Origin of the sequence: Sphingobium aromaticiconvertens, from assembly GCF_037154075.1 — a bacterium.
In the GTDB taxonomy this organism is placed as follows: domain Bacteria; phylum Pseudomonadota; class Alphaproteobacteria; order Sphingomonadales; family Sphingomonadaceae; genus Sphingobium; species Sphingobium aromaticiconvertens.
Genome location: NZ_JBANRJ010000001.1, coordinates 4,148,494 through 4,171,917, shown reverse-complemented (window position 1 = coordinate 4,171,917; position 23,424 = coordinate 4,148,494). Strand labels below are relative to the sequence as shown.

18 protein-coding genes are annotated in these 23,424 nt (G+C 58.5%); 11 read left to right on the top strand and 7 right to left on the bottom strand.

The features are described from left to right. Window positions 1-117: 117 nt before the first annotated feature. On the top strand, window positions 118-1,221 hold the full coding sequence (locus WFR25_RS20105; RefSeq protein ID WP_336973142.1) for an acyltransferase family protein: 1,104 nt from the start codon (window positions 118-120) through the stop codon (window positions 1,219-1,221). Here the strand turns inward: WFR25_RS20105 and WFR25_RS20100 are convergent. After that, window positions 1,184-2,206 (bottom strand): glycosyltransferase family 2 protein, encoded by a 1,023-nt coding sequence (locus WFR25_RS20100; protein WP_336973141.1) that lies wholly within the window; start codon window positions 2,204-2,206, stop codon window positions 1,184-1,186. The genes WFR25_RS20105 and WFR25_RS20100 overlap by 38 nt on opposite strands. Window positions 2,207-2,418: 212 nt before the next feature. Between WFR25_RS20100 and WFR25_RS20095 the strand changes: the two genes are divergently transcribed. From WFR25_RS20095 to WFR25_RS20085, 3 genes are all read left to right on the top strand, one after another. Then, complete coding sequence (locus tag WFR25_RS20095) at window positions 2,419-2,895, top strand: glucuronosyltransferase (RefSeq protein ID WP_336973140.1); 477 nt, start codon at window positions 2,419-2,421, stop codon at window positions 2,893-2,895. After that, window positions 2,892-3,380 (top strand): glycosyltransferase, encoded by a 489-nt coding sequence (locus WFR25_RS20090; RefSeq protein ID WP_336973139.1) that lies wholly within the window; start codon window positions 2,892-2,894, stop codon window positions 3,378-3,380. The genes WFR25_RS20095 and WFR25_RS20090 overlap by 4 nt, the downstream gene beginning before the upstream one ends. A 111-nt stretch (window positions 3,381-3,491) precedes the next feature. Next, window positions 3,492-4,511 carry a glycosyltransferase family 4 protein gene (locus WFR25_RS20085; protein ID WP_336973138.1) on the top strand — a complete coding sequence of 340 codons (1,020 nt, stop codon included), beginning with the start codon at window positions 3,492-3,494 and terminating at the stop codon, window positions 4,509-4,511. A 26-nt stretch (window positions 4,512-4,537) separates the two neighbouring features. On the opposite strand, the gene WFR25_RS20080 is transcribed toward WFR25_RS20085, so the two are convergent. The 4 genes from WFR25_RS20080 to WFR25_RS20065 all read right to left on the bottom strand — a co-directional run bounded on the left by WFR25_RS20080 (window position 4,538) and on the right by WFR25_RS20065 (window position 9,069). Then, a complete protein-coding gene (locus tag WFR25_RS20080; protein WP_336973137.1) occupies window positions 4,538-5,302 on the bottom strand; it encodes a transglutaminase-like cysteine peptidase in 765 nt (254 codons plus the stop codon). 73 nt (window positions 5,303-5,375) lie between these two features. Further along, on the bottom strand, window positions 5,376-6,557 hold the full coding sequence (locus WFR25_RS20075; protein ID WP_336973136.1) for a glycosyltransferase family 4 protein: 1,182 nt from the start codon (window positions 6,555-6,557) through the stop codon (window positions 5,376-5,378). Continuing rightward, entirely contained in the window at window positions 6,554-7,858 is a 1,305-nt protein-coding gene (locus tag WFR25_RS20070; RefSeq protein ID WP_336973134.1) for an O-antigen ligase family protein, read from the bottom strand. Before WFR25_RS20070 ends, WFR25_RS20075 begins: the two co-directional genes overlap by 4 nt. A 68-nt stretch (window positions 7,859-7,926) precedes the next feature. Then, window positions 7,927-9,069, bottom strand: coding sequence for a glycosyltransferase family 4 protein (locus WFR25_RS20065; protein ID WP_336973133.1), 1,143 nt, complete (start codon window positions 9,067-9,069; stop codon window positions 7,927-7,929). Window positions 9,070-9,254: 185 nt separating this feature from the next. Here WFR25_RS20065 and WFR25_RS20060 point away from each other — a divergent pair, with 185 nt between their 5' ends. The 5 genes from WFR25_RS20060 (at window position 9,255) to WFR25_RS20040 (ending at window position 15,024) form a co-directional block, all read left to right on the top strand. Beyond that, complete coding sequence (locus tag WFR25_RS20060; protein ID WP_336973132.1) at window positions 9,255-10,268, top strand: glycosyltransferase; 1,014 nt, start codon at window positions 9,255-9,257, stop codon at window positions 10,266-10,268. Window positions 10,269-10,270: 2 nt separating this feature from the next. Continuing rightward, the gene (locus WFR25_RS20055; RefSeq protein ID WP_336973130.1) at window positions 10,271-11,710 is read left to right on the top strand and encodes an oligosaccharide flippase family protein; all 1,440 of its coding nucleotides are present in this window, start codon (window positions 10,271-10,273) and stop codon (window positions 11,708-11,710) included. Then, window positions 11,710-12,960 carry a hypothetical protein gene (locus WFR25_RS20050; protein WP_336973127.1) on the top strand — a complete coding sequence of 417 codons (1,251 nt, stop codon included), beginning with the start codon at window positions 11,710-11,712 and terminating at the stop codon, window positions 12,958-12,960. Before WFR25_RS20055 ends, WFR25_RS20050 begins: the two co-directional genes overlap by 1 nt. A gap of 199 nt (window positions 12,961-13,159) precedes the next feature. Beyond that, on the top strand, window positions 13,160-13,828 hold the full coding sequence (locus WFR25_RS20045; protein WP_336973124.1) for a heparin lyase I family protein: 669 nt from the start codon (window positions 13,160-13,162) through the stop codon (window positions 13,826-13,828). Further along, window positions 13,825-15,024 carry a glycosyltransferase family 4 protein gene (locus WFR25_RS20040; RefSeq protein ID WP_336973121.1) on the top strand — a complete coding sequence of 400 codons (1,200 nt, stop codon included), beginning with the start codon at window positions 13,825-13,827 and terminating at the stop codon, window positions 15,022-15,024. Before WFR25_RS20045 ends, WFR25_RS20040 begins: the two co-directional genes overlap by 4 nt. A gap of 6 nt (window positions 15,025-15,030) precedes the next feature. On the opposite strand, the gene WFR25_RS20035 is transcribed toward WFR25_RS20040, so the two are convergent. Then, window positions 15,031-16,059 (bottom strand): acyltransferase family protein, encoded by a 1,029-nt coding sequence (locus WFR25_RS20035; protein WP_336973119.1) that lies wholly within the window; start codon window positions 16,057-16,059, stop codon window positions 15,031-15,033. Window positions 16,060-16,149: 90 nt separating this feature from the next. Continuing rightward, the gene (locus WFR25_RS20030) at window positions 16,150-19,674 is read right to left on the bottom strand and encodes a GH12 family glycosyl hydrolase domain-containing protein (protein WP_336973117.1); all 3,525 of its coding nucleotides are present in this window, start codon (window positions 19,672-19,674) and stop codon (window positions 16,150-16,152) included. A 497-nt stretch (window positions 19,675-20,171) separates the two neighbouring features. Between WFR25_RS20030 and WFR25_RS20025 the strand changes: the two genes are divergently transcribed. Further along, the gene (locus WFR25_RS20025; RefSeq protein WP_336973115.1) at window positions 20,172-21,542 is read left to right on the top strand and encodes an oligosaccharide flippase family protein; all 1,371 of its coding nucleotides are present in this window, start codon (window positions 20,172-20,174) and stop codon (window positions 21,540-21,542) included. Between the two features lie 97 nt (window positions 21,543-21,639). Further along, window positions 21,640-23,421 (top strand): type I secretion system permease/ATPase, encoded by a 1,782-nt coding sequence (locus WFR25_RS20020; RefSeq protein ID WP_336973113.1) that lies wholly within the window; start codon window positions 21,640-21,642, stop codon window positions 23,419-23,421. The last annotated feature ends 3 nt before the right edge of the window (window positions 23,422-23,424 follow it).

Sequence of the window (23,424 nt, the reverse complement as noted above, 5' to 3'; positions counted from 1 at the left end):
GATGAGCGTGTTGAAGTTGAGTGTTCGCGGCACGAGCATGACTGTTGGATTCGACGGTTGCGGTAACGATGGGCGACACAATATCGCAGCGTGTTCCGTCCCTGTGGCGAAGACCTGATGCACGCACTTGCTGAGCCACTTGTCGGCGGAGCGCAGGCCTCACGGAATTCAACGGTGCTGACGACGGTCCAGGCCGGGCGAGCGCTCGCCGCTGCCCTGGTGGTTTTTCACCATGCATCCACAATGTTCGCGCTGCCGCGCTACGGTAACGCGCTGATGTGGGGCGGTTGGGGAGAGTTGGGCCGGCACGGCGTTGATTTTTTCTTCGTGCTGAGTGGCTTCATTATTTTTTCCGCTCACCGTGCCGATTTGGGACGTCCCGACCGGGTGGGGGCTTATCTCTGGCGGCGCGCGATTCGCATCTATCCGATCTATTGGGTCTATCTGCTGGGTTTTCTGGCTCTGATCGGCCTGAGCCTGGGCCGGCAGGAGGTGCCATTGTCCTCCGCCAATCTGCTGACGGCCTTTTCCCTCATTCGCTTTACCTCGGACCCGCCGCCGCTTCAGGTTGCGTGGACCCTCTTCCACGAACTGTTCTTTTACCTGATGTTCGCGCTGTTGCTTCTGTCCCGTCGGGTCGGCGTGGTGGCCATGATCCTGTGGCTTGCAGTGATGCTCGTGTATCACCAGTCCCGTGGGGCTGGTGTGCCGACGCTTTTCAGTGTGGCGTTCGATCTGCTCAATACGGAATTTCTGATCGGAATGGCGGTGGCGATGCTGTGGGGCCACATCGGGATTCGCATGGCATGGAGCGCTGCCTTTCTGGGGCTGATGCTGCTGATTGCGGCCGCTTTTGGCGCGCATGGCGGTTGGATCACCGGATTTCCCGAATCCTTCGCCTTTGCGCTTGCCTTTGCGGTGCTGCTGCTGGCGGTCGTGACGTTGGAACGAGAGGGGCGCCTTGCCGCGCCCGCCTGGCTGGGCGCGCTTGGCGACGCAAGCTTTACGATGTATCTTATCCACACAACGATCCTGTCGGCGCTGCTGCGCTTTGCCCTGCCCAAATTGGAAGGATGGGTCGTGCAGCCCCTGATACCCGTTCTTTTCGCGGCGATAGCGATCCTGATCAGTGTGCCGGTTTATGCCCTGGCGGAGCGCCCGTTGCTTCGGTTGGGACGGCGGGTCAAATGGGCGGGCGGACGCGGCCGCCAAGCGCATTGAGCACAGCGCTGGTGCGGGCGCGCTGGCCGCTTAACAGCCCCCGTGCCGCTTCCCAAAGCATGCGAGCGACTACCATCGGCAATCTGTTGGGCGCATGAAGACGCGCTGCCAGCAGGCGGCTGCGATACAGATAGCCCAGCGCCCGCGCCGAAACGCCGTCCTGCGAATAACCGGTGCTGGCACCCATATGATGATAGACGAGGCTTTCCGGCGCGATGGTCGCCCGGAACAGGCCCTGGCTCCGCAATATCCAGTCGCTTTCCTCATAATAAAGGAAATAGGCTTCATTCATAAGACCGACTTGTTCCAGGAACGGGCGACTGACAAGAATGGAGGCGCCGATAGGATAGAGAAATTCTCCCTTTCGTAAAAGGGATTGAGGCGAGGTCTGGGTTGCGCTGGCCAATGGCAGGCCCGTGCCGATATGGCGTCCCTGGAGCGTATTGCGCTGCATGGCGCCTGCGATCGCCTGAATGCGGTCGGGATATTCGAAGTCCAGGATGACAGATCCGCAAATACCGGGCGACGGGTCGCACTCCATCGTCCGCACCAGCATGGACAACGCATCGGATCGAACGACCGTGTCATTGTTGAGCAGCCAGGCATGGTCGCAGCCGCGCGCCATGGCCCAGCGCAGGCCTATATTATTCCCTCCGGCGAAACCAAGATTGCCGCCCGTCGGCACGATCAGCAACTGGGCGCCATCACCATCCGCTCCATCCTCCGCCTGCTTGCGATCGAGCAGTGCGACGCCATCGGGACGCCGCATGCCAAGCGGGATAGGCGACATGGCATCCGGGGCAGGGCATCGCCCCTCGGCCCAGTCGAGAATTTTTTCCACCGACCCATCCCCCGACTCATTGTCGCAGAGCATGATCCGTATCCCGGGCTGATCCAGCATCAGGCAGGACCGGATACAGGCGATGCTGTCGCGCCAGCCGTTCCAGTTGACGAGAATGATGAGAATATTGGTAGAATCCGACATTAGGCTAAATCCGGCTGGAGCAGCGGTGTATTGGCAAGTGGCGTGCAGTTAGCGTCCCTTGGGCCGTTCAGTCCATCGGTAAGCCGCACATGTTCCTCAATAGGACGCAGGTGCGGTAAGATTGATTGTGTTGCACCGGCTTTCCGGGTTATCGGGCGAAGAAGCTTTTATGCCGTCCCGCGTAGCGGACAGGATTCAACAAGGGGATGGGCGTGGACGCGCGTTCGCAGCAAGGCGACCGGAAGATAAAGGTTCTGGCGGCTTCCTCTGCCGGGGGGCATTGGGAGCAACTGATGCTCCTGCGCCCCGCACTGGAAAAATTCACCGTGGTTTTCGCGACGTCCAACCCTCAGCTTGGGGAGCGGCATGGTCTTCGCGGCGTGCTGGCGCTGCCAGAGAGCAACCGTAACAGGCCGCTACGTGTGCTGCGGTGTATCGTCCATGCCTGGCGGCTGGTGCGCGAAGTGCGGCCCGATGTCGTCATTACGACGGGCGCATTGCCGGGTCTGCTGGTGTTGATCTGCGGCAGGGTGAGCGGCGCACACACGATATGGCTGGACAGTGTGGCCAATTCGGAACGACTATCCATGAGTGGGCGATGGGCACGGTTCTTTGCGTCCCGATGGCTGACCCAATGGGCGCCGTTGTCAGGTCGCCACGGCCCTGAATTCGTCGGGGCACTCCTTTGATCCTTGTTACGGTAGGCACTCAATTGCCGTTTGATCGCCTGATTGGGATCGTCGATCTGTTGGCTGCGCAAAGCGGCGAGCCGTTCGTCGCACAGATCGGAGACGGCGCCTATGTTCCCGAACATATGCAATGGCAACGTTTCATAGAGCCGGTCGAGTTCGATCAGTTGCTGAAGCAGGCCCGGCTGATCATTTCCCATGCGGGGATCGGGACGGTGCTGAATGCCCGGAAAGTGCAAAAGCCGGTCATCCTGTTTCCCAGAGAGGCTGCGCGCGGCGAACATCGCAACGATCATCAGATGGCGACGATCGGTGCGCTGGAAGGGCGTGAGGGCGTGTATATCGCGCGCACGGCAGAGGATATGGCGACCCTTGTCAGCAGGGATCTCGTTCCCCCCGGCGAAGCATTGCTCGATCCTTCGCACGAAGCCCTGCTGAATGCTGTCGTTACTTATATCAGGGAACTGGGGCATGGCCGGCGGTAGCGCCACGGACTGGCATCATTGGCACAGATATTTGGCCTGCGCATGAAACCGATCAGGGTCGTGATGCTTCTGTCCGAAGGGAGCGCCTCGCGCGGGGGGATCGGCAGTATCATGCTGAATCTCGAACGCACGTTATCAGAACAGCACAGCTTGATCCGTCCTTCGCTGGAACCCACCCGGCTGACGGAGCGGCGACTTTTCAATCATGCCTCCATACCGATTGCCCTGGTGCGTTTCGCCGCTCTTGTCCGATCGCAGGCGGTGGACATTGTACATATCAACATTGCGCCGCGCGGCTCGACATGGCGCAAGATGCTATTTGGGCAATGCGCCCGGTTGCTGGGCGTCAGGCAGTTGCTGCACCTTCATGGGAGCGGTTATGACGAATGGTATGCGGGCCTGGCCGGTTTTCGCCAGCGCATGGTCCGGGCCTTCTTCCGCAGTGCGGATGCGGTTGTCACCATGGGCACTTACTGGCAACGTTTTGCCATTGAAACGCTGGAGGTGCCGGCAGAGCGGGTCCATCTGATCTCGAACGGGGTCGCAGATCGTCCCCTGGCCGATGGGGCCGGGGTGGGGGAACCACCCAATCTTATATTCATGGGTATCGTAGGCAAGCGGAAGGGCGTCGACGTGCTGCTTGAGGCGCTGGCGGAGCCGGCGTTGCGGGCTTTGCCGTGGCGGGCGATAATCGGGGGTAATGGAGAAGTGGATGCCGCACGTCGGCGCGCCGATGAGCTGGGCCTGACGGATCGGGTCGAATTTACCGGCTGGATAGGGGCGGAAGAGGTCCATTCCATATTATGCCGTGGCGATGTCTATGTCCTGCCATCGCGACAGGAAAACCAGCCCATGTCGATATTGGAAGCCATGGCCTGTGGCTTGCCGGTCGTCTCGACCCTGATCGGTGCGATACCAGAACAGGTGATTGACGGGGAAACCGGGTTTCTGGTTCCTCCGGGTGAGGCTGGCGCGCTCGCAGACGCCCTGCAGCGCCTGCTGGGCGATGCAGAGTTGCGGAAAAGATTGGGGCGACAAGGGCAAATGCGCCAGCGTGCGCTCTATTCGATAGAGGGAGGGACTGCACATTTCGCTTCCCTTTATCGCGCAATCGCCGGGGATGCGCGCTGAACAGACGACCCGACGGTGGACGGGGTTCAGCTCAACTTTGTGTCCGCGATGCGGGCCCAGTTTTCGGGATGTCCAGGGGTCTGCTGCCGCAGCCAGGAAAAGCGGGTTTCTGACCAGTGCAGGATGTGCGGGGTGATGTTGTCGAGAACGAAATCGCCCGCTTCCATTCTGGCAATCAGGACCGTGTGCAGGCCCGCGACTGGATGATAGACGACCGCGTAGAAGAGATTGGATGCGGGGAAGCCCATTTCCATCAGCCGGATACGCTTTTCGATCGCGATGTCCTCGCAATCTCCCACCAGATAGCGGCCTGCGGGACGTTGCCATAGCTCGCCCACGCCAAAGGCCCGGATGTCCGAGGCCTGATAGATATCGCGATTGGTCTTTCCATTGACCGCCTTCAGCATCTTGTAGAGCTGTTTTTGCGTTTGCTGTGCCTGTGCGTTGCTGGTGCGGCCGTTGACAATGATCGGTGCCGTATCATCCTTCTGAATATGTGAAGTGTCATGGTGGCTATTGACGATGGCACCGGTTCCACTGGCGGACAGGCCCAACTGATCGGTGCTTGCGCCCGACCGTTCCATCGGCGGAAGATTCGGGTCTGCGCCAATCTGGCAAAGCTGGGCATTGCGGGCGCACATTTCGACAAACCCGGCAGGAGCATCTGCTGTTTCACCAACAGGAATAAAGCTCGGTGCAACGGACTTCGCGGTGACGGGGTGCGCAAAGACGGCCGCCGTTGCAAATAGACCGCAACGGACCAGTTCTAGAAATCGCATTCTTTCCTCCAAGTCCCGTGGAGCAAAGTGTCTCTAAAACTGCTATATCACCCTAAGGTCTGTATTGAACGGCATTTTAACCATATTAGGCCACTTGCGCGCCCGGCCGTTTCATATTCCTGATGGATCGCTGGTCGAACCATGTCGGATCGTTGGCCATCCAGTGGTGCAGAAGGTCGCCCCATTTGGTATCGCATTGCATCGCGCGCCAGGTGTCGGTGGATGCGTCCGACAATTTGCCGTATAATGCCGGATCGGCCAGCAATCTCTCCACGGCATTGGCCAGCCCGACGGGGTCTCGCTCGGCAAAGGACATGGCCGTGACACCATCTATCAGGTGGCCTGAAAACATCGGATGATCCGACGCGACGATCGGAGTCCTTGAAGACAGCGCTTCATAGATGGTGAGCGGCAGCCCCTCGGGATAGCTGTGGCGGCTGGGTATTATGACGGCCGCGCTGTCCCGCATCAGGGCCGGGATCGCCGCGTTCGGCACGGGGCCAAGGAAGGTGACATGGTCGATGATCCCCAGCTTTTTCGCCATGGATTCAAATTTTTCGGATTGCCCGCTGCCTGCAATATGGGCAACGACGGGCAGGCCGCGTTTGCGCAGCAGCGCGATCGCCCGTAACAGATCACCGATGCCCTTGGACGGGATGATCGATCCGACATAGAGCAATATATGGGGTGGCTTGCCCGGACCGGCTTGCGCATCATTATGCTGTGGATGTCGTGTATGCGGCCAGTCCCAGATGACGACCTTGCGGTCATCGACCCCTATCCGTTGCAATGACAGGCAGGCGTTGACCCCGTGGTTGGCGATCCATTCGATTTTCGGATGGTTGAGCAGGGACGCCAGCGCACCGAATTTCAGCCATCGCCGCACAGCCCCTGTTTCAAAGGAATCGGCAAATATACAGGCGAGGCGAAAACGTTGCCGTAGACCCCATGCCAACAGGCGCGGCATGGGACCATGGATCAGCAGATGTGTGGGGGCATAGTCCTCTATTGCGCGAATGACCTTGCTGGCCTGACGATCGGGCGAGGCTGCGACGCCGATGGCCGTCACCGTCCCGAACAAACGGTCGCGATAGTCTTCGGCGCTGTTGCAACAGAGCAGTCCCGCCTCGCCAAAATGTTCGGAAATCTGCGCCAACGTTTCGAACACATAGGCATGTGCGTGGTAGGTTTCTGTCCCCGTCTCTGCCAGTTGCCGCCAGGCGTCGCGATAGTCCCCGGCATATTGGACGATGAGCAGTCGACTCACGATCCGCGTGCATCCGCCGGTTTGAAACGGAAATCGAATGCCTTGCCCGCACCCTTGCGTTCGCCTTTGACGATCAGGCCAACGGTCAGCAGCAGGAACAGATTCATGATCGCATCCCGATCGAATATCGAGCTTTCCGTGAAATTATGACCGATGCAGAAAACCATGATCGCCGTCAGCAGGGCCGTCTGCTCACCATCTGACCTTTTGCCCAGCAGAAGCAGGGTGAGGGGCCAGAGCAAGCATGCCATGATGATGATGACAGCACCGATCAGGCCGGTCTGCGCCAGCAGGTCGAGATAGCCATTATGGCCGGTCCCGATGCCCGTCACCCAGCCTGTTGCATAGCTATAAACCGGAGATCCCGAGCCAGTATTCCAGAAGGCGCCAAAGCCTGATCCAAGCCAGAAATGATCCTGCCAGTAGCGCAGCAGCATATCCCAGATAAGCGTCCGGCCGGTAAAGGCATCCGGGTTCGACCATTGTTCCTTGAGCGGATTGCGATAGATGAAATTGAGAGTGACCGCGCCGATCCCCAAAATCATCAGCAAGATGACCATCACGGGGCGATAGCGGAAATGGTAATGGCGCAGGAACAGGCCAATCACTAACGCCGTAATCACCATGCCGGTCGACGTCTTGGACGTCGAATAGTAGAGAAAGACCGCCGCCGCGCCGATAACCGCCAGGCGCAACGGCATCCATATCGTGCGCGCGTGAAAGGTAAAAAACAGGATCGTCATCGCCATGACGGCCCCGGCATAGTTTTTGTGCATCATCATGCCGCGCCAGTCGCCGGCCAGCTTTGATTCGACCATGTCGTTCGACTGATGGATCGCAAAGGACGGGTCGAACAGCAGCACAATGAAATTCAGCGCGACCAGCAGGACCAGGGCCACCCGGACCAGCAATAATATCTGTTCGAACCGCAATTGGGTCACGCACACGAAGATGCCCCACAGGATGATCGAGGTGAGTATCAGGTGTGAAAGGGAGGCGCCCCTGTCGATCGACCATGCCAGACTTAGCCAGCACCAGCCCAGCGCCGCCAGAAGGGGCCATGCAATGGGTGTCAGGTTGGAAAGATTGGAATCAGGCCGGATGGCGATCAGGAGAAGCAAGGTAATGGCAGGATAGGCGACCTGCCGAATCAGGCTGTTTTCCCCCATGCCGGGAAGATCGGAAAGGATCATGAAGGGAGAGAGGAGCGAGAGCAGCAACAGCAGAAAGAAACTGGCCTGTATCAGTCCCTTGCTCACAGGCGCTTTGATGCGCGTATTGGCGACATGGGCTTTTGTCACGATTGTCCTTGTCCTCTCTTCTCCGGTCCCTGACAGATGGCCGGGACCGGCGGTCGGGATTGGCGGCATTATCTGGCTTCTGTGGCACGTTCGATCAGTTGGCAATATCTGTAGCACATGGCGTCGAAGCTGAATTCACTGCCCAGTCGGCGCGCCTTGTCGCTCCAAAGCCGATAGGCGGCCGGATCGTCCAGCAGCATAGTCATTTTGTCGGCAATATCTTCTGCATTGTCCACCCCCGCGATCAGGCCGCAGGCTGTTCCATCCTGGGCCATGACCCCTTCGATCTGGACAGGGACGTCCGAGACGATAAGCGGCAGATATAATTTGGCCGCCTCGATCAGCGCAAGGCTGTGGCCTTCCCAACGGCTGATCTGCACGAAGACATCGGCCGCTGCCAGGCGCTTTAGCGTTTCTGCGCGGGAGCGGTGCCCAAGCAGGCGAACGCGTGCCTGAAGGCCAAGATCCGCAATTTGGGACTTGAGCGCTGTTTCTTCCGGTCCCCCGCCGATTATGTCGATCTGCACGTCAGCGGGAAGCAGCGATGCAGCGCGAATGAGGGTGGAATAATTTTTCTGCTCGCTGAGGCGCCCGACCGCGCAAATGTTTCGGCTTGCCGCGATCCGTTCATGGGTGGGCGCGAGGGTGGCCAGCAATGTTTCGATTTCCGGCGCCATGGCGTTGGGAATGACCAGCGCCTTGTGTCGCTGTTTCTCCCGCGTCGCTGCCGGGAGGGACGCCAGCACGGCGCGCGATACGCCGACGATGAAGGCGACGTTATTCATGGACTGGGAAGACCCGCTCAGTCGTCTCAGAAGAGGGTGATAGGTGCCGATCGGGGTGTGATGCGTTTCGATGATCCGTGTCGCGGGGCTGAACAGCCGGGCGAGCAGCGGCAGCAGAATATTGGCGGCGGGCATAGCCGAAATGACAACAGCGGGCCTTGTCCGCCAAAGCCATAGCGCCAGCGCGACGATCATATGCAAGGCGCCCGTCGCTCCGGCATGGCGTCCGGTCATTATATAGTTCCACGGCCGGTTCCCCGCCGAAGGAACATCCTCCTCATGGCGGTACAGCGCTTGAAGGCTGGTGTCATATCCATGCGCGCGCAGGCCATCGGCCAGGCTTTCCCACAATTCCTTTATTCCGCCGGGGGCGGCATGGGTGGCAAACAGGACGACCTGTGTGGAAGCTGGACGAGGTGCGGCCATGCGAGGGTCATTCTCCGCCTGTTTTGTCTGGCTGTCGTGAGCCGGATCGATTCGGACGCATTTGCCAGTAACTGGCCATGAAGGGGATTGCGAGTTGAGGCTCTCTGCCATAAGGCGAAATCACGCTCAATTCCAAGACAGGGCAGGGGTCAGTGGAGACACAAAAGTCTGATTCCCCCCTATTGGTGACAATTGCAATCAAGGCATTGAATGAGCGGCAGCACATTGCCGATACGCTTTCCCACGCTCTGGAGGCTGCAAGGCCGCTGGACGCCGAAGTGTTGCTTGCCGATAGCGGGTCGGTTGATGGCACGATAGACATTGCGCGTCGTTTCCCCGTTCGCATCGTTCAACTGGCCAATCCAGACGAACGCTGTTGCGGCGCGGGTGCGCAACTCGCCTTTCAATCCTCACGCGGCCATTACTTCTATCTGCTGGATGGCGATATGCTGCTTGATCCGGGCTTTCTGCCCGCCGCCATCGATTATCTGGAGCGTCATCCCGACGTCGCCGGTGTGGGCGGTGAACTGCGCGAACGAATAGTGTCCAATCAGGAATTCCTGATCCGCGCCCGTGCTGGGGCAAAGCTGCGGCCAGCGGGAGAAAAGGTCGACAATCTGGACGGTGGAGGACTGTATCGCCGGAGCGCCATTGAGCAGGTCGGTTATTTCGCGGATCGCAACCTGCGTGCTTTCGAAGAGCTTGATCTGGGCTGGCGATTGCGTGTCGCGGGATGGACGCTTGCACGTATTTCGGTCCATTCGGTCGATCATTTCGGGCATGATATGTCGGGATACCGACTGCTATGGCGGCGGCTCAGGTCCGGCTATGCCGGCGGGGCAGGGCAATTGCTGCGCGCGGCGTGGGGGAAGCCCCATTTTCGCAGACTTGCCAGCAGCTTCAGTCACGGGCGCAACAGTCTTGTCGTGATCCTGTGGTGGGTACTGTTGATCGCTACCTGCTTGTCAGGCCATGGCTGGCCCTTTGCCATATTGCTGCTGGCCGCACCCTTGCTGTTCCTGACCGTGCGGCGAAGATCGCTGTCGCTTGCGTTGTATAATTTTCTGTCGTGGAACAGCATAGCATGGGCCACCATAGGCGGAATCCTGCGGCCGCGCATCCCACCCGAACGCCCGCTGGACATAGTGGTGATCGCCGATGATGCGGTGGCCAGCGACGCGCATCGCGAGGGGCGCTGACCATGCGGTCGGTCCGTTCCTCGCTCGCCTGGATGGGGGGCGCGCAAATCCTGACAGTAGGGGCGCAATTCGCCTCGCAGGTTGTCCTGGCGCGCTATTTGACCGTGCATGACGCGGGGATTTATGCCCTTGCCCTGTCGGTGGTTGCGATCCTCTCCCTCGTGCAGGCGACGGGGCTGAAAGCCCTGATCATTCGTGAGGAGGAGTTAAGCGAAGAGGTGCTGGTTACGGCCTTTACCGTCAACGCGCTGATTACGATTGGCCTGTCGCTGGCCATTTTCATTTTCGGTCTGTTCGGCGGTGCCTTTCTGAAGGAAAGGGGTGTCGGCCATGTGCTGCAAGCGATGGCGCTGACGCCGATGTTCGCGATTTTCTATTTCCTGCCAGCAGCGCGCATGGAACGGGAAAGGCAGTTTCAGCGGATCGCCCTTATCAGCATTGTATCGGTCGTGGCGGGCGCTGCGGCGACCATCATATTCGCGATTCGTGGCTATAGCTATATGAGCGTGCCTTATGGCCAGTGGGTGGCCGCAGCGATGACATTGATTTTGACCATGATTGTCGGCGCGCGCTATGTGGCCTTTGGTCTGGGCCTGCGGTCCTGGCGGCGCATCAGTCACTTCGGCCTGCAGATGCTGGCGATCGCCGGGTTGAACACGGCATCCTCTCGGCTCTCGGAAATCGTGCTGGCCCGGTTGCAGGGGCTGGAGACGATGGGGTTATATTTTCGGGCCGCTTCCCTGAACTCCATGTTGTGGGTCAATCTGCACACGCTGATCGGCCGGGTGATGCTGGCCGATTTTTCCAGCCTGCATCGGCAGGGCATCTCCTTTCGGGATCGCTATCTCATGGGGCTGGAGCTGACGACGGCGCTGTTGTGGCCGGTCTTTTGCGGCGGTGCGATATTGTCGGCGCCCCTCCTTCAACTGATATTCGGCGCAAAATGGGTGCCGGCCGCTACGGCGCTTTCCTTGCTGCTCACTGCATCCATGATCCAGATTTCCGTTTCGATGGTGTGGGAGATTTTTGCGGCCAGGAATGAACTGCACATTCTGACACGCATCGAATATATTCGCGCAGGAATCACTTTTCTGCTGTTTGTGGCTGCCTGTTTCATCAGTATGGAAATGGCGGCGGCCGTGCGGGTCGCAGATGCCCTGCTGGCGGTTTTTCTGTATCGCGTGCATCTTCATCGGATGACCGACACCTTGCCAAAGGATTTTTTTCGGATCTACCAGCGCAGTCTCATTCTGACCGGCCTGGCCTGTTTTCCAGCCTTGCTGCTCGTCGTATTTGCAGAGCATCCCGCGCAACAAGGTGTCGGGGCGATAATCGGGGTGGTCGCCGCGGGCCTGGCCCTTTGGCTTGCTGGAATATATGTGCTGAGACATCCTCTGATGGCGCAGATGGGGCGGTTCATGCCTAAGGCGGTGCGAAGCTGATGACAGGCTGGATGCTCCTGACAACACCGCGGATCGGGAAACTCCGCCTCAGCGGAGCCTTGGCCCGGCTGTCAGTGGTGCTTGTCCTGTTGGCAACGGTGGTCAAGGCGTCCGACCTTGGCTCTCTTTTCTGGCTGCAGGCGGATATGGCCGCCATGCTGATATTGATCGCCGCGACCATAATTTATTTACCTGCCTGCCTTTCCAGCGCACGCTATTGGCCTGCATTCTGGATGGGGGTGGCCATTCTTGCGTTGTTCGTGTTTGCCCATGTCGGATTTGTTCGTCGATCGGGCATGGGGTATAACTTCAACGCGATTTTTGCCTATTTTCCTGCACTGACCTTTCTGCCCTTCATTCGATCCCGCGTAACAATAGATCGAACTTTATATTATCTCGCCTGGATATCAGCGGGTTATATCGTCTTCTTCACCCTGGGGTATGAGTGGATCATTGCTGCCGCCAAGGAAGTAGATTCACACATATTGAAGATGGGCGACTATCAGCGGGGTTTGAGGGTGATGTTCGCTCCGGCCTTCGCCGCCTATGCCTTCTTCTTCATGTGGGAGTGGCGAAGAGGGAACATTTTGTTCCGGTCGATTGTCATGGCGATGTCGATATGGGCAATATGGCTTAGCGATTACAGAACATTCCTGGCATTATTCTTACTTGTTTGCATATTGCGGGCATTTAGATCGTTAAACCTGTTGGTCAGGATAGGCATTTTCATTACGATAATCGTTGGATATGCTATTTTGTTGGCGGGCCTGATTATCCCGCAATGGGAACCATTTTCCTATTTCATGGATGATGCATCTGGTTTCGCACGCTTGCTGGCGTATCGGCATGTCTCTCCATTTGTGACGGACAATTGGCTGTTGGGCATCGGCATTGCGGGCAGCAGCGCGGATCTGCAGGCTTATCTGCGTGTTCCGACCTATTATTCTGTATATCCGACGGACCTTGGGCCGATTGGGCCATTGTTGATATATGGGATTGGTGGTCTGTGCATCTATATCGTCCTGACTGCCTGCATGATCATTGCGCGGTTGCCGATGCGATCGGGCGCCCGGACGCCGGGTCGAATGGCCTTGCATCTAACATCACTCGTCTGCGCTGTTCAGGGCCTTATCAGTCCATCTTTCATGCTCGAAAACAATGTGTTGTTTCCGGCATTGCTTTTTTCAGGGTGGGTGCAGTTGCGGCAGATGCGCAATCGCCGACGCGATTATAATGCCATTTTGGGATAAGCTTGGATCAGCAGGAGGGAATCGCAGACGCAATTGACAGGAGGTTCCGTGTCGCAGATTCTTGTCTCCGATCCGGGCCTGAACGAAAGATAGGTGGATGATGCAGCGTCCTTCAAGGATCAATTACACATTGCTGTTGCCTTCGGCGATATTGTTGCCGGCGTGCGGCCCGGCCCAGTCTCAACAGGCATACCCTACCATGAATGCCCGGAAGCAGGAGTTGGTGTTTCAGAATGGGGGCGCAAAGTGGAGCGTTGAGGCGATCCCGAATGGATATCGGTTTGAGGTTCGTCCGGGCGATCAACTGGCGGGTGATCGCGCGCAGTCCGCGCAGGTGCGGGAGCGTTCGGAAGCCTATGTCCGTCCGATATTTGAATTTGGGCAAACCTATCTGATTTCCTTCCAACTCACCATTCCGCCGGGCGCGCGCAACGCCGCGGAATGGATGTCGCTGATGCAGATACAATCAACCTTCGATCCGGGTGAGCAGGGGCACAGCCCGCCTTTCGGCCTGTATATGAAGGGGGAGAAAATGGATATTTCTGCCCGCTATTCCCCCGAAGAAATCACCCCGCCCGGCGCGTTCAAACATATCCAGCTATATCGCGACGACAAGGATATTGAGAGGGGGCATCCCTTCGCGATGAAGATCCGCGTCCGTTTCGACCATGGCGGCAAGGGCGCTATCGAAATCTGGCGGGACGGACGGCAACTGGTGTCCTATCAAGGGCCGTTCGGCTTCAATGACAAGCGTGGCCCCTATCTTAAATTCGGTATCTATCGCGCGGGCGGATCCGAAGTCTATACGGCCGAGTTCCGCGATCTTTCCATCCAGCGCCTGAGCGAGTCCGAGCCGCAGCCCAAATGAAGGATGCATCCGGGAATAAAGTGCTCGTCGGCGCAGCCGCTCCGCTACGCCTGTGCCTCTTTACCCGCGCCTGGCGCGCATCTGGGGCGGGGCTATATGCCAGCGAACTGGCGAGGGGGATGGCGCAAGCTGGTGTCGACGTGACTTTTCTTGCGCCCCGCTCATCCGATCCGCGTCTGGAACAGCCTATGGCGCAATTGACCCGGCTGCGTCAGCCGCATGAACGGCCCGGTGCTGGCCGGTTGCGCAATCTGGGCCTCAGCCTTGCACGGATGGCCGGTGGGTTCCTTTTGCTGGCAAGGGCGCGCATCGGCGGAAACCGGCTGTTCGTGATGACCATCATGGACCCGTTGCCCGTTGCGCTGCTCATGCTGTTGTTTTTGCGGATCAGTGGCGGCCGGATCATCTATGTCGTCCATGATCCCATTCCCCATGCCTGGCATCTGCCGTCTTTCCTGCGGCGTCTGGAGCAGGCTGTCTGGCGGCTGCCTTATCGCCTGGTTCATGCGCTGGTGGTTCTTGCCGAGCCGACACGGCTTGCGCTCAGGGAGGATGTGCCGAACCTTTCCATCCCGGTGGCAGTGATCGACCTTGGCATATTCGCCACGGACGCCCCCGCGCCCTTGCCGGGAACCGGTACGCTGCTGCTCTTCGGCACGTTGCGATCGAACAAGGGTGTTCTGGAAGCCATCGCCGGTTTGCGCCTTGCAACCGCCCGGACAAACGCGCCATTGCGGCTGCTGGTCAGGGGAGGGGGGCATCGCGATGAAGCCGCCTATCTCGCCGAAATACGCAAGGCCGCCAGCGACGCGGGTGCGGTGGTTGACCTTGAGGTTGGCTATGTCGACGAAGCGCGTCTGGCCGACCTGATCGCTCGATGTGATGCGTTGCTCATGCCGTATAAGGATTTTCATTCCCAAAGTGGCGTTGCCCTGCTGGCGGCGGGGCATGCCCGGCCCGTTATTGCTTCGGCAGCGGGGGGGATTGCGACCTTGATGGGGGAAGGCATGCCTTGTTCGCCCATTGCGCGTCCTGTGGCCGCTGCCACGGTGAGCGACGCGGTAATCGCTTTTCTCGACACGCCGTTCGCCCGGTGGGAGGCGGATGCCTTCGCATACAGGGAGGCCATGCTGGACCGCTATAGCTGGGGCCGCATCGGTCGGAGGTTCGCCGATCTGGCGCGATCGCTGGCCTGAGAACAGTTAGGTCGAGGCGGCCGTGCGCCGGACATGTTGTGCACGAAACCAGCGCCGGACGGGCTTTTCGAACATGTGATGGACAAGGCCGGAAACCGCGATGGTGATACCGATAGTCAGCGGGATCGTGAGCAGCAGGCTGGGTGCACCGAAAAGGCGTGACACTATGAGGGCCACTGCGGCCACCACATACATATGTACCAGATAGATTGCGTAGGAAATGTCGCCCAGAAACAGGCCCACTGGTGAAGGGGCTATCCCTGATTTGACCCTCAGCCCGAAAAGCAGCATCGCCGCCGACGCCAGGGTGAAGCAGGCATCGGTCGCCATGTTGACGGCCGCATCCGGGGTGACCATGAAGCCTGCGGTGAACAGGAGAGCGGCCAGTATCGCCCAGAAAATGGGGCCGGGCATCTTCCTCCATAGCTGTTCGTTGAGGATGCACAGCCCGATTCCCATGCCGACGCAAAAAGAGAGGATGACGGGCTGGGTATAGAAATAAGCGATTGGCTGGGTAAAGCCGATCATCTGCCCCAATAAGATGATAAACAGGAAGCCGCCCGCCATGGAGGCGACGCGTTGCACTGCCGTCAGCCGAAAGGTGGTGGCGAACAGGATGTAGAAGAATATTTCATAATTCAACGACCAGCCAAGTTTCATCAGCGGCACGATTTCACCATCAGCGCGCGCATAGGGAATGAACAGGCAGGACAGCAGCAATTGCTGAAAGGAAAAGGTCGTGTTCCTGAGCAGGGAGGGAGTGACGATCGCCATCATTGCAACGGCGAACGTCACCAGCCAGTATAATGGCGCCACACGTTCTATCCGGCGGCGCAGGAAATCGGCGGGATCGAAGCGCCCCCTGCCTGTCGTATAGACCATGATGAAGCCGCTGATGACGAAGAAGAGCAGCACGCCAAACGATCCCAATCGCCGATAGGTCGGATCGGGGAAGGGCATGGGGTGCAGCAATATATGGGCGATGACCACCGTCAGGGCCGCGATTGCGCGCCAATATTGAACGGACCGGATCATCAACGTCCGTCACTCCCGCATTTTTTACGAAGGCGCAGGCTATGACAGGCCGGTTTCCGGCCTGTCAAGCAATGGCGGGCAAGAGGGGCGTCAGATCAGCAGATGCCCCTCGTTCGGATGCAGCGCAGCCGGTTCATAACCCAGTATCGCCTCGCCCAGCAGGCCATGGGATCCATCGGCCCAAGTGAATGAGGCACTGTTGAGCAGCGTGGCGCCGCTGATGTCCACGGCGCCACTCCTGCCGGTTGCATTCAGGGACAGGGCGGTGATGCCGGCATCCGACAGAGACAGGCTCTCTCCGCTGCCGACTGTGCCGTTTCCGTCCCTGTCAGCAAACAGGTGGAACTGGCTGAAGATGGCGTCGGCGGATGTTATCTGGCCGTCTTTATTGTCATCAAACGCCGTCAGTGCGGAAAGGGCGGAGGTGGCATCCTTCGCACCCAGGAAAAAGTCCATTTCTTCCGAGCCGGACAATGTGTTATTGCCGTCCCGGTCGATAAACAGCATGGCATTGTCCTTGCCAAACCAACTGCTTTTGTCCGCTGCACCATCGCCGTTGAAGTCGAAGCGTGCCGCGGAAGCAGATGCTGAATCGAGCGTGATCCCCTTGCCGCCAAGATCGACGACGATGGCCGATGCGATCGCCTTCGTCGTTCCGTCGGCAAAAGCGATCTTTTCGACGCTGGTGAGACGGTCGGTGCCGTCATCACCATCGGCCTTGTTCATATCCTGAATGTAAAGCTGGCCATCTTTGGTGAAGAAAATGTGATCCGCAGCCTTGCCCGAATAGGCCGCCGTGTCGAAGCCTGCCCCACCCTTCAGGATATCGTTACCTGCATTGCCCTTCAGGATATTGTCGCCTGCGTTGCCGTTCAGCACATTGTTGAGGGCGTTCCCCGATGCGTTGAGGTTCTGCGTGCCCGTCAGAACAAGATTTTCCACATAGTCGGACAGGCTGTAGTTCACCGACGAAAGGATCGTGTCATTGCCGCCTAAACCATCGTGCCAATTTTCGATCACGACGTCGTTAACATCGTTGACGACGTAGACGTCGTCACCCTGCTGGCCATTCATCTTGTCGGCCCCGCCGCCACCGTCGAGGATGTTCCGGCCATTATTGCCGGTGATCACATTGTCGAGTGCGTTGCCGGTTGCATTGATGTCGTCGATACCCGTCAGGATCAGGCGCTCGACATCGGCGCCAAGGACATGGCTGACCGAGGCATAGACGAGATCGATACCTTCACCGGGATTTTCAACGACTATATCGTTGATATTGTCGACGATGTAGGTGTCATCGCCGCCGCCGCCGATCATCCTGTCCGCACCCGCGCCACCGTCGATCAGATTGTCCCCGGCATTGCCGGTGATGACGTTGTCGAGCGCATTGCCGGTTCCGCGAAAGCCGCGCGTTCCCGAAAGAACGAGGTTTTCGACATGATCGCCCAGCGTATAGGCGACGGACGTGATCACCGTGTCATCGCCCTCACCGGCTTTTTCGATCACGATATCGGATGTCGAGGTGACGACGTAACTGTCATCGCCTTTTCCGCCGGTCATGGTGTCAGCGCCCGCGCCACCATTGATAAAATCGTCGCCATTGCCACCGATGATGATATCATCGCCGCCCATGCCGTAGAATTCGGTGGGCGTGTTGCCGCCAACCAGCCGTTCGACGCGGTCACTACCGGTAATCGTGGTGACGTCCTTGACAATATCCAGCGTCACGACCTGATCGATCACGCCGCCTTTGCCGTCGTCAATCGTAATGATGAACTGGTCTGAACCCGCCTCGGTGCCGATGGCATGGTAAGTAAAAGTGCCATCGGCCTGATTGATGGCGACAGAGCCACGGCTGGGCGCCTGACCGTTCTTGACGGAGTAGGAAAGCGTGTCCTTGTCGGGATCGCTGGCACCGATGGCGATCGGCCCAGTGGTCGTTCCGCCGATGGTGTCGATCCGCACTGCGCCATCTGCTGACGGGGCTTCGTTGAGGTTCTTGACGTGGATGGCCAATGCCTGGTTGCTACTGGCGCGGCCATCGCCGGCGCTGACGATGACATCATAAATGCCATTGGCATCGCTGTCGTTCGGGGCCTCATGGTCCGGCGTCTTGATGAAGGTCAATATGCCGGTTTCCGCGTCGATCGAGAACAGCGCGGCATCCGCGCCTCCCGAAATGGCATAGCTGACCGTGTCGCCCTGATCAGGATCGGTGGCGTTGAGCTTCGTGACGTAATGATGGTTTTCGTTCATCGAGATGGTCAGAACATCGCCGCCATTGGACGAATCGAAGGCCGGGGCGCTGTTTTCCGCCACCGTTGTGACCGTCGTACCGGACCCGGTTACGTCCTTTATCGTGATATAACCGTCGACTTCGCGGCTTTCGAGATGGAGGTCGAGATTGTTGATGGTCAGGGAACCTGAACCGGAAACAGGCTCTGCCCCCAATTCGACCGATGCAAGAAATTCCTGGTCGGACACGATCCCCATGGATTTCAGCGTCGCCAATATGTGGGCGACGTCGAGCGTGCCGGAATAGGAGTCGGTGTCCGCGACAATCGCGGTATAGGTGCCTTCATGCCAGATCTGGGCGGTGAAATCACCGTTGGTATAGGTGCCAATCTGGCTGCCGTAAGGGGGGAAGTCGCCCTTGTGCAGCCAGACCATGATTTCATTGGTGATGGTGGACGCATTGCCCCCCTTCACGCTGGTGAGCCAGATGTCGAACGCGACGTTGAAGCCGCCCTTGTTGCCGGAAAAGCTGACGTCATAATCGGCGGTCAGTTCGGAAATATCGCTGACTGCGATGGGAAAGACATGCGCCTTGTCGGTGGGATTGGTGCCACCGCCACCATTTGGCGCGGCGCCGAATATCACTTCGGGAAAGCCGCGAATCGATGGATAAGCACTTGTCACCAGGGGAACCGACCAGTTGAAGGTCACGCCCGCCGTCAGATCGTTGGGATCGAAATGGCTGTTGATGCTATAGTCTTTGCCATAGGTCAGGTCGCTGACGTTCCACATGTTGTTGAGGACTTTCCAGCCATCATCGATGTAGACTTTGGTATTGCCGGTCAGTAGCTTGAACCCTTCCGGGACCGGCCCGGTATCGATGGGCAGATCAAAATCCGCCGCGCCCAGATCCTTCAGGTCGATGTCGCGCAAAATCAGCGTTTCGGCATTGGCAAAACGGATGACGACATCGTCGCCATTCTGGCTCGCCAGTGATTGCAACTGGGTAAAGCTGGTAATGCCATAGTTTGTCAGCGTTATGGCGTCAAAGCTGGGCGTGAAGCCGTATATGGCATCGGAGCCGTTCCCCGAACTGATCGCGAAGATGTCGGCGCCCTTGCCCCCGACCAGCACATCGTCGCCGGCCATGCCATTGAGCAATGCTCCAGCATCGCCTGCTATGATGATGTTGTTGAGGGCGTTGCCGGTGCCATAGGTCGAGCCTGGTGAGTTGAGTATAAGATTTTCGATTTGGGCAGGAAGGGTGGCGCCACCCCAGTAGTTGACGAAGAGGGTATCAATTCCTTCACCAGCATATTCCTTGATGGATGCCCTGGCATTATACAAATGATAGGAATCGTCTCCATTGCCGCCAATCATTGTTTCGGCTACGGAACTATAAAATACATCGTTGGCACTCGATCCATAACGGGTGCCGCCGCTTATACCTGTTTTCGGCCAGGAATTTGGACTGGCCGAGAGATAGAGTTCTTGATTTTTGGCGTTCAAATACATGTCTATTCCCCCGAACTATAAGGAGAGGATAACGCCCAACTCTTGTCGTCTGCGTTAGGTTCTAGGTTAATTGTGAATTAGGGAGATATGCTTGTTTTGACGATCCATTTGCCCAGCGGTAGAGCATTTTCGAAGCGGTTGGAAACGCCTGCTATGGAAAATGCGCTGAATCAAAGGGCTAGAGCGACCATCCGATGCAATCGGAGCGGAAACCGCTCTAGGTTTTTGATTTGACGCATTTTCGTAAGGCAACAGATGATTCTATCTGCTTTGAAAATGCTCTAGGGCAATGACCTGCGATCATTCGCCAGGCGTTTCCGGGGAAAAGGGAAAAATATGGGCGCAACGATGGCATTCCTCCCATGACCGCAGCCGGTGCCGAGGACGTGTCGGATATGGCTCATGTGGGGCAGGAGCAATCCAGCCTTTTCAACAAGTTGATGTGGACGGTGGTTACATTTGGGGCCTCTTTCGTCCTGAAGCTGGCCTCGTCGGTCATCCTGGCCCGATTACTGGCGCCGGAAATTTTCGGCGTCATGGTCATCGTCAACAGTATCCGGCTGGGCATCGAACTGTTGAGCGACGTCGGGATAGAGCAGAATATCGTCAATCACCGGCAAGGGCTTTCGCCACGATTCTTCAATACGGCATGGACGATCCAGCTGATCCGGGGCGGCGCATTGTCCCTGCTGTTCGCGGCGCTATCGCCCGCGCTGGCCTCCCTCTATCACCTCGACCTGTCTGTCCTCCTTGCCGTCAGTCTTGCGCCGCTGCTGACGGCCTTTGCCTCTACTTCGATCTTCGTGCTGGTGAAAAATCTGGAGGTGCGTCGCCGTAACCTTTTCGAGTTACAGGCGGAATGCATTAATTTTATGTTTTGCGTGGGGTTGGCGCTGGTCACGCCCACGGTGTGGGCGCTCATCTGGGGGATGCTGCTGTCCATCGCTGCGCGCTCTGTGATGAGCTACCGGCTTCCGCATCCGGCGCACCGGTTGCTGCTGGACCGCGAGCATGTGAAAGAAATCGTCCATTTCGGCAAATGGATCATGGCGTCCTCGCTGCTCAACTATGCCTCGACCTATCTTGATCGGCTGTTCATCGGTCGCATGGCGACGATGCAGACTTTGGGTCTCTATGGCATCGCCCGCAATATTTCCGATCTGCCGAGCGGCCTTGCGGGTCGCCTTGCCTATCGCGTGATCTTTCCATTGCTCGCGCTGTACCGGACGGATCGGGGCGAGGCGACCTTGCACGAATTTGTTCGTATGCGGCGGTTGATCGTCATCGCGGCGTCGCTGGGGATCGGGTCGCTGGCTGTTGGCGCGGACATTGCCATCGATCTGCTCTATGACCCTCGTTATCAGGCTGCTGGTCCGGCCCTGTTCCTGCTGTTGATTTCGGCCTGGTTCGCGGTGCTGGCGCAACTGAACGAAGTGGCGCTTCTGGGGTTCGGCAATGCCCGACCGGTCAGCTATGCCCATTCCCTGCGGATTGCTCTTTTATGCGTGGCGCTCCCTGTGGGGTATCAGCACTACGGATTGCCGGGCGCGATCATCGGTCTGACAGTGAGTGAGGCCGGGCGCTCGCTTTATATGATGGCCCGGCAGGCGCGGCATGGTCTGGCTTTCTGGTCGCAGGATATCGGGGGAACGGCGTTGTTCGTGGCATGGGTCGCGCTTCTTACCTTTTTGCGCTCGGCGGCTGGTTTTGGCGTTCCCTGGGCGGGAACCTGATTTTGCGATGAGCTGAGTCTCCCACGGTAGGATTGTTAACGGATGTTGATTATGTCCAATAATCAAAAGTTGACCATTCGGGGCATGGTGCGGGCATATGAATATCGGGGATCGACAATCGAATAATGAGCTCGCGAATGTGGCGCGGCGCTATCGTTCTACCTATATAACGGTTGGAATGCTTAGTGCAGGTCTTAATGTCCTGGTACTCGGCGGATCGCTCTACATGATGCTGGTCTATGATTCGGTTCTACCGAGTCATAGTATTCCGACATTGGTTGGACTTTTTGGGCTTCTTTTGATCGTTTATACGCTCCAGGGCCTGTTCGATCATTTGCGCGGTCGTTTATTGAGCGATGTCGGCGGCGCCTTCCAGCACGCGCTCGCCCGGCGGACCCATATGGTCATGAGCGGGGTGGCGCTATCCGGGCAGGCGAAGGAGGGCGGACCGCTGGCGCCCTTACAGGATCTGGATTCGATCCGGGCTTTCATGAGCGGTCCGGGGCCAGTGGCCCTTATCGATCTGCCGTGGATCCTGTTTTTCGTCGGTATTCTCTCGCTGCTTCATCCATGGCTGGGCGTGGTCGCGTTGATAGGCGGGGGGCTGTTGTTCGCTCTGACGCTGCTGACTGACCGTCTGACCCGCAAGCCGCATGATGATCTCGCCCGGATCACCCTCGATCGGCAGGCGAGGGCGCAGGTCGCCGTGCGCCATGCGGGCCTTCTGTCCGCGCTGGGGATGGAAAAGCGGGTGTGGGATCGCTGGGATCGCGTTGACCGGGCGCATGGAGCCAGCCTGTCGCGCCTGTCGGCACGGTTGCAGGCGTTGAGCGGGATCAGCCGTATCGGGCGGATGCTCCTGCAATCGGTGCTTCTGACTGTTGGCGCCGTGCTGGTTATCAATGGGCAGGCATCGGGGGGTGTCATCTTTGCGTCCTCTGTCCTGGCTGCTCGGGCGCTGGCCCCGGTCGATCAGGTCATCGCAAACTGGCGCGGCCTTATTCGCGCAAGGCAGAGCTGGGCGCGACTAAGCGGGATGCTGGCGGCTTTCCCCGAAACTGCGACCGTGTCGGTCGATCTGCCGATGCCCACCAGGGAGGTTAAGGTGGAGAATGTTTCGGTCGGCCCGCCATTGCTGGGCAAGGCGACCGTGCGCGGCATTGATTTTACGTTGGAAGCGGGCGACGGGTTGGCGATCATTGGTCCCAGCGCTGCGGGCAAATCGACATTGGGACGCGCCATTGCCGGTGTGTGGCCCGCGATGCAGGGGGCTGTCCGGCTGGATGGGGCTGCACTGGATCAGTGGGATCGAGGGAAACGGGGCAGCTATGTCGGATATATGCCGCAGGGCATCGAATTGCTCGATGGCACTATCGCCCAGAACATAGCGCGATTTGAGGATGATCCTGTAGCGAGCAACATCGTCGCGGCAGCGCATCGGGCCGGGGTGCATGATATGATCGTCGCCATGCCCGAAGGCTATGAAACGCAGGTCGGACCGGATGGTGTGGCGCTCTCGATGGGGCAGCAGCAGATGATCGCGCTTGCCCGTGCGCTGTATCGCGACCCATTTCTGCTGATATTGGATGAACCCAATTCCAGCATAGACGCTGCAGGTGAGGCGGCGTTGCAGAAGGCCATCGCCTGGGTACGTCATCGCAAGGGTATTGTAGTGGTGATCGCCCACCGGCCATCCACCCTGATCAATCTCAACAAGGTTTTGGTGCTTAACAAGGGTGAGATGCAGACATTCGGACTGCGCGATCAGGTTGTTCAGGACGTCGCCGGGCGAGGTGCGACGACGATGCAGCCGACGGCCTCCCCTGCTTCCCGGCACGCTGATACCGTCGAACAGAAAGGCCTGCGCGCCAATGGCTGAGGG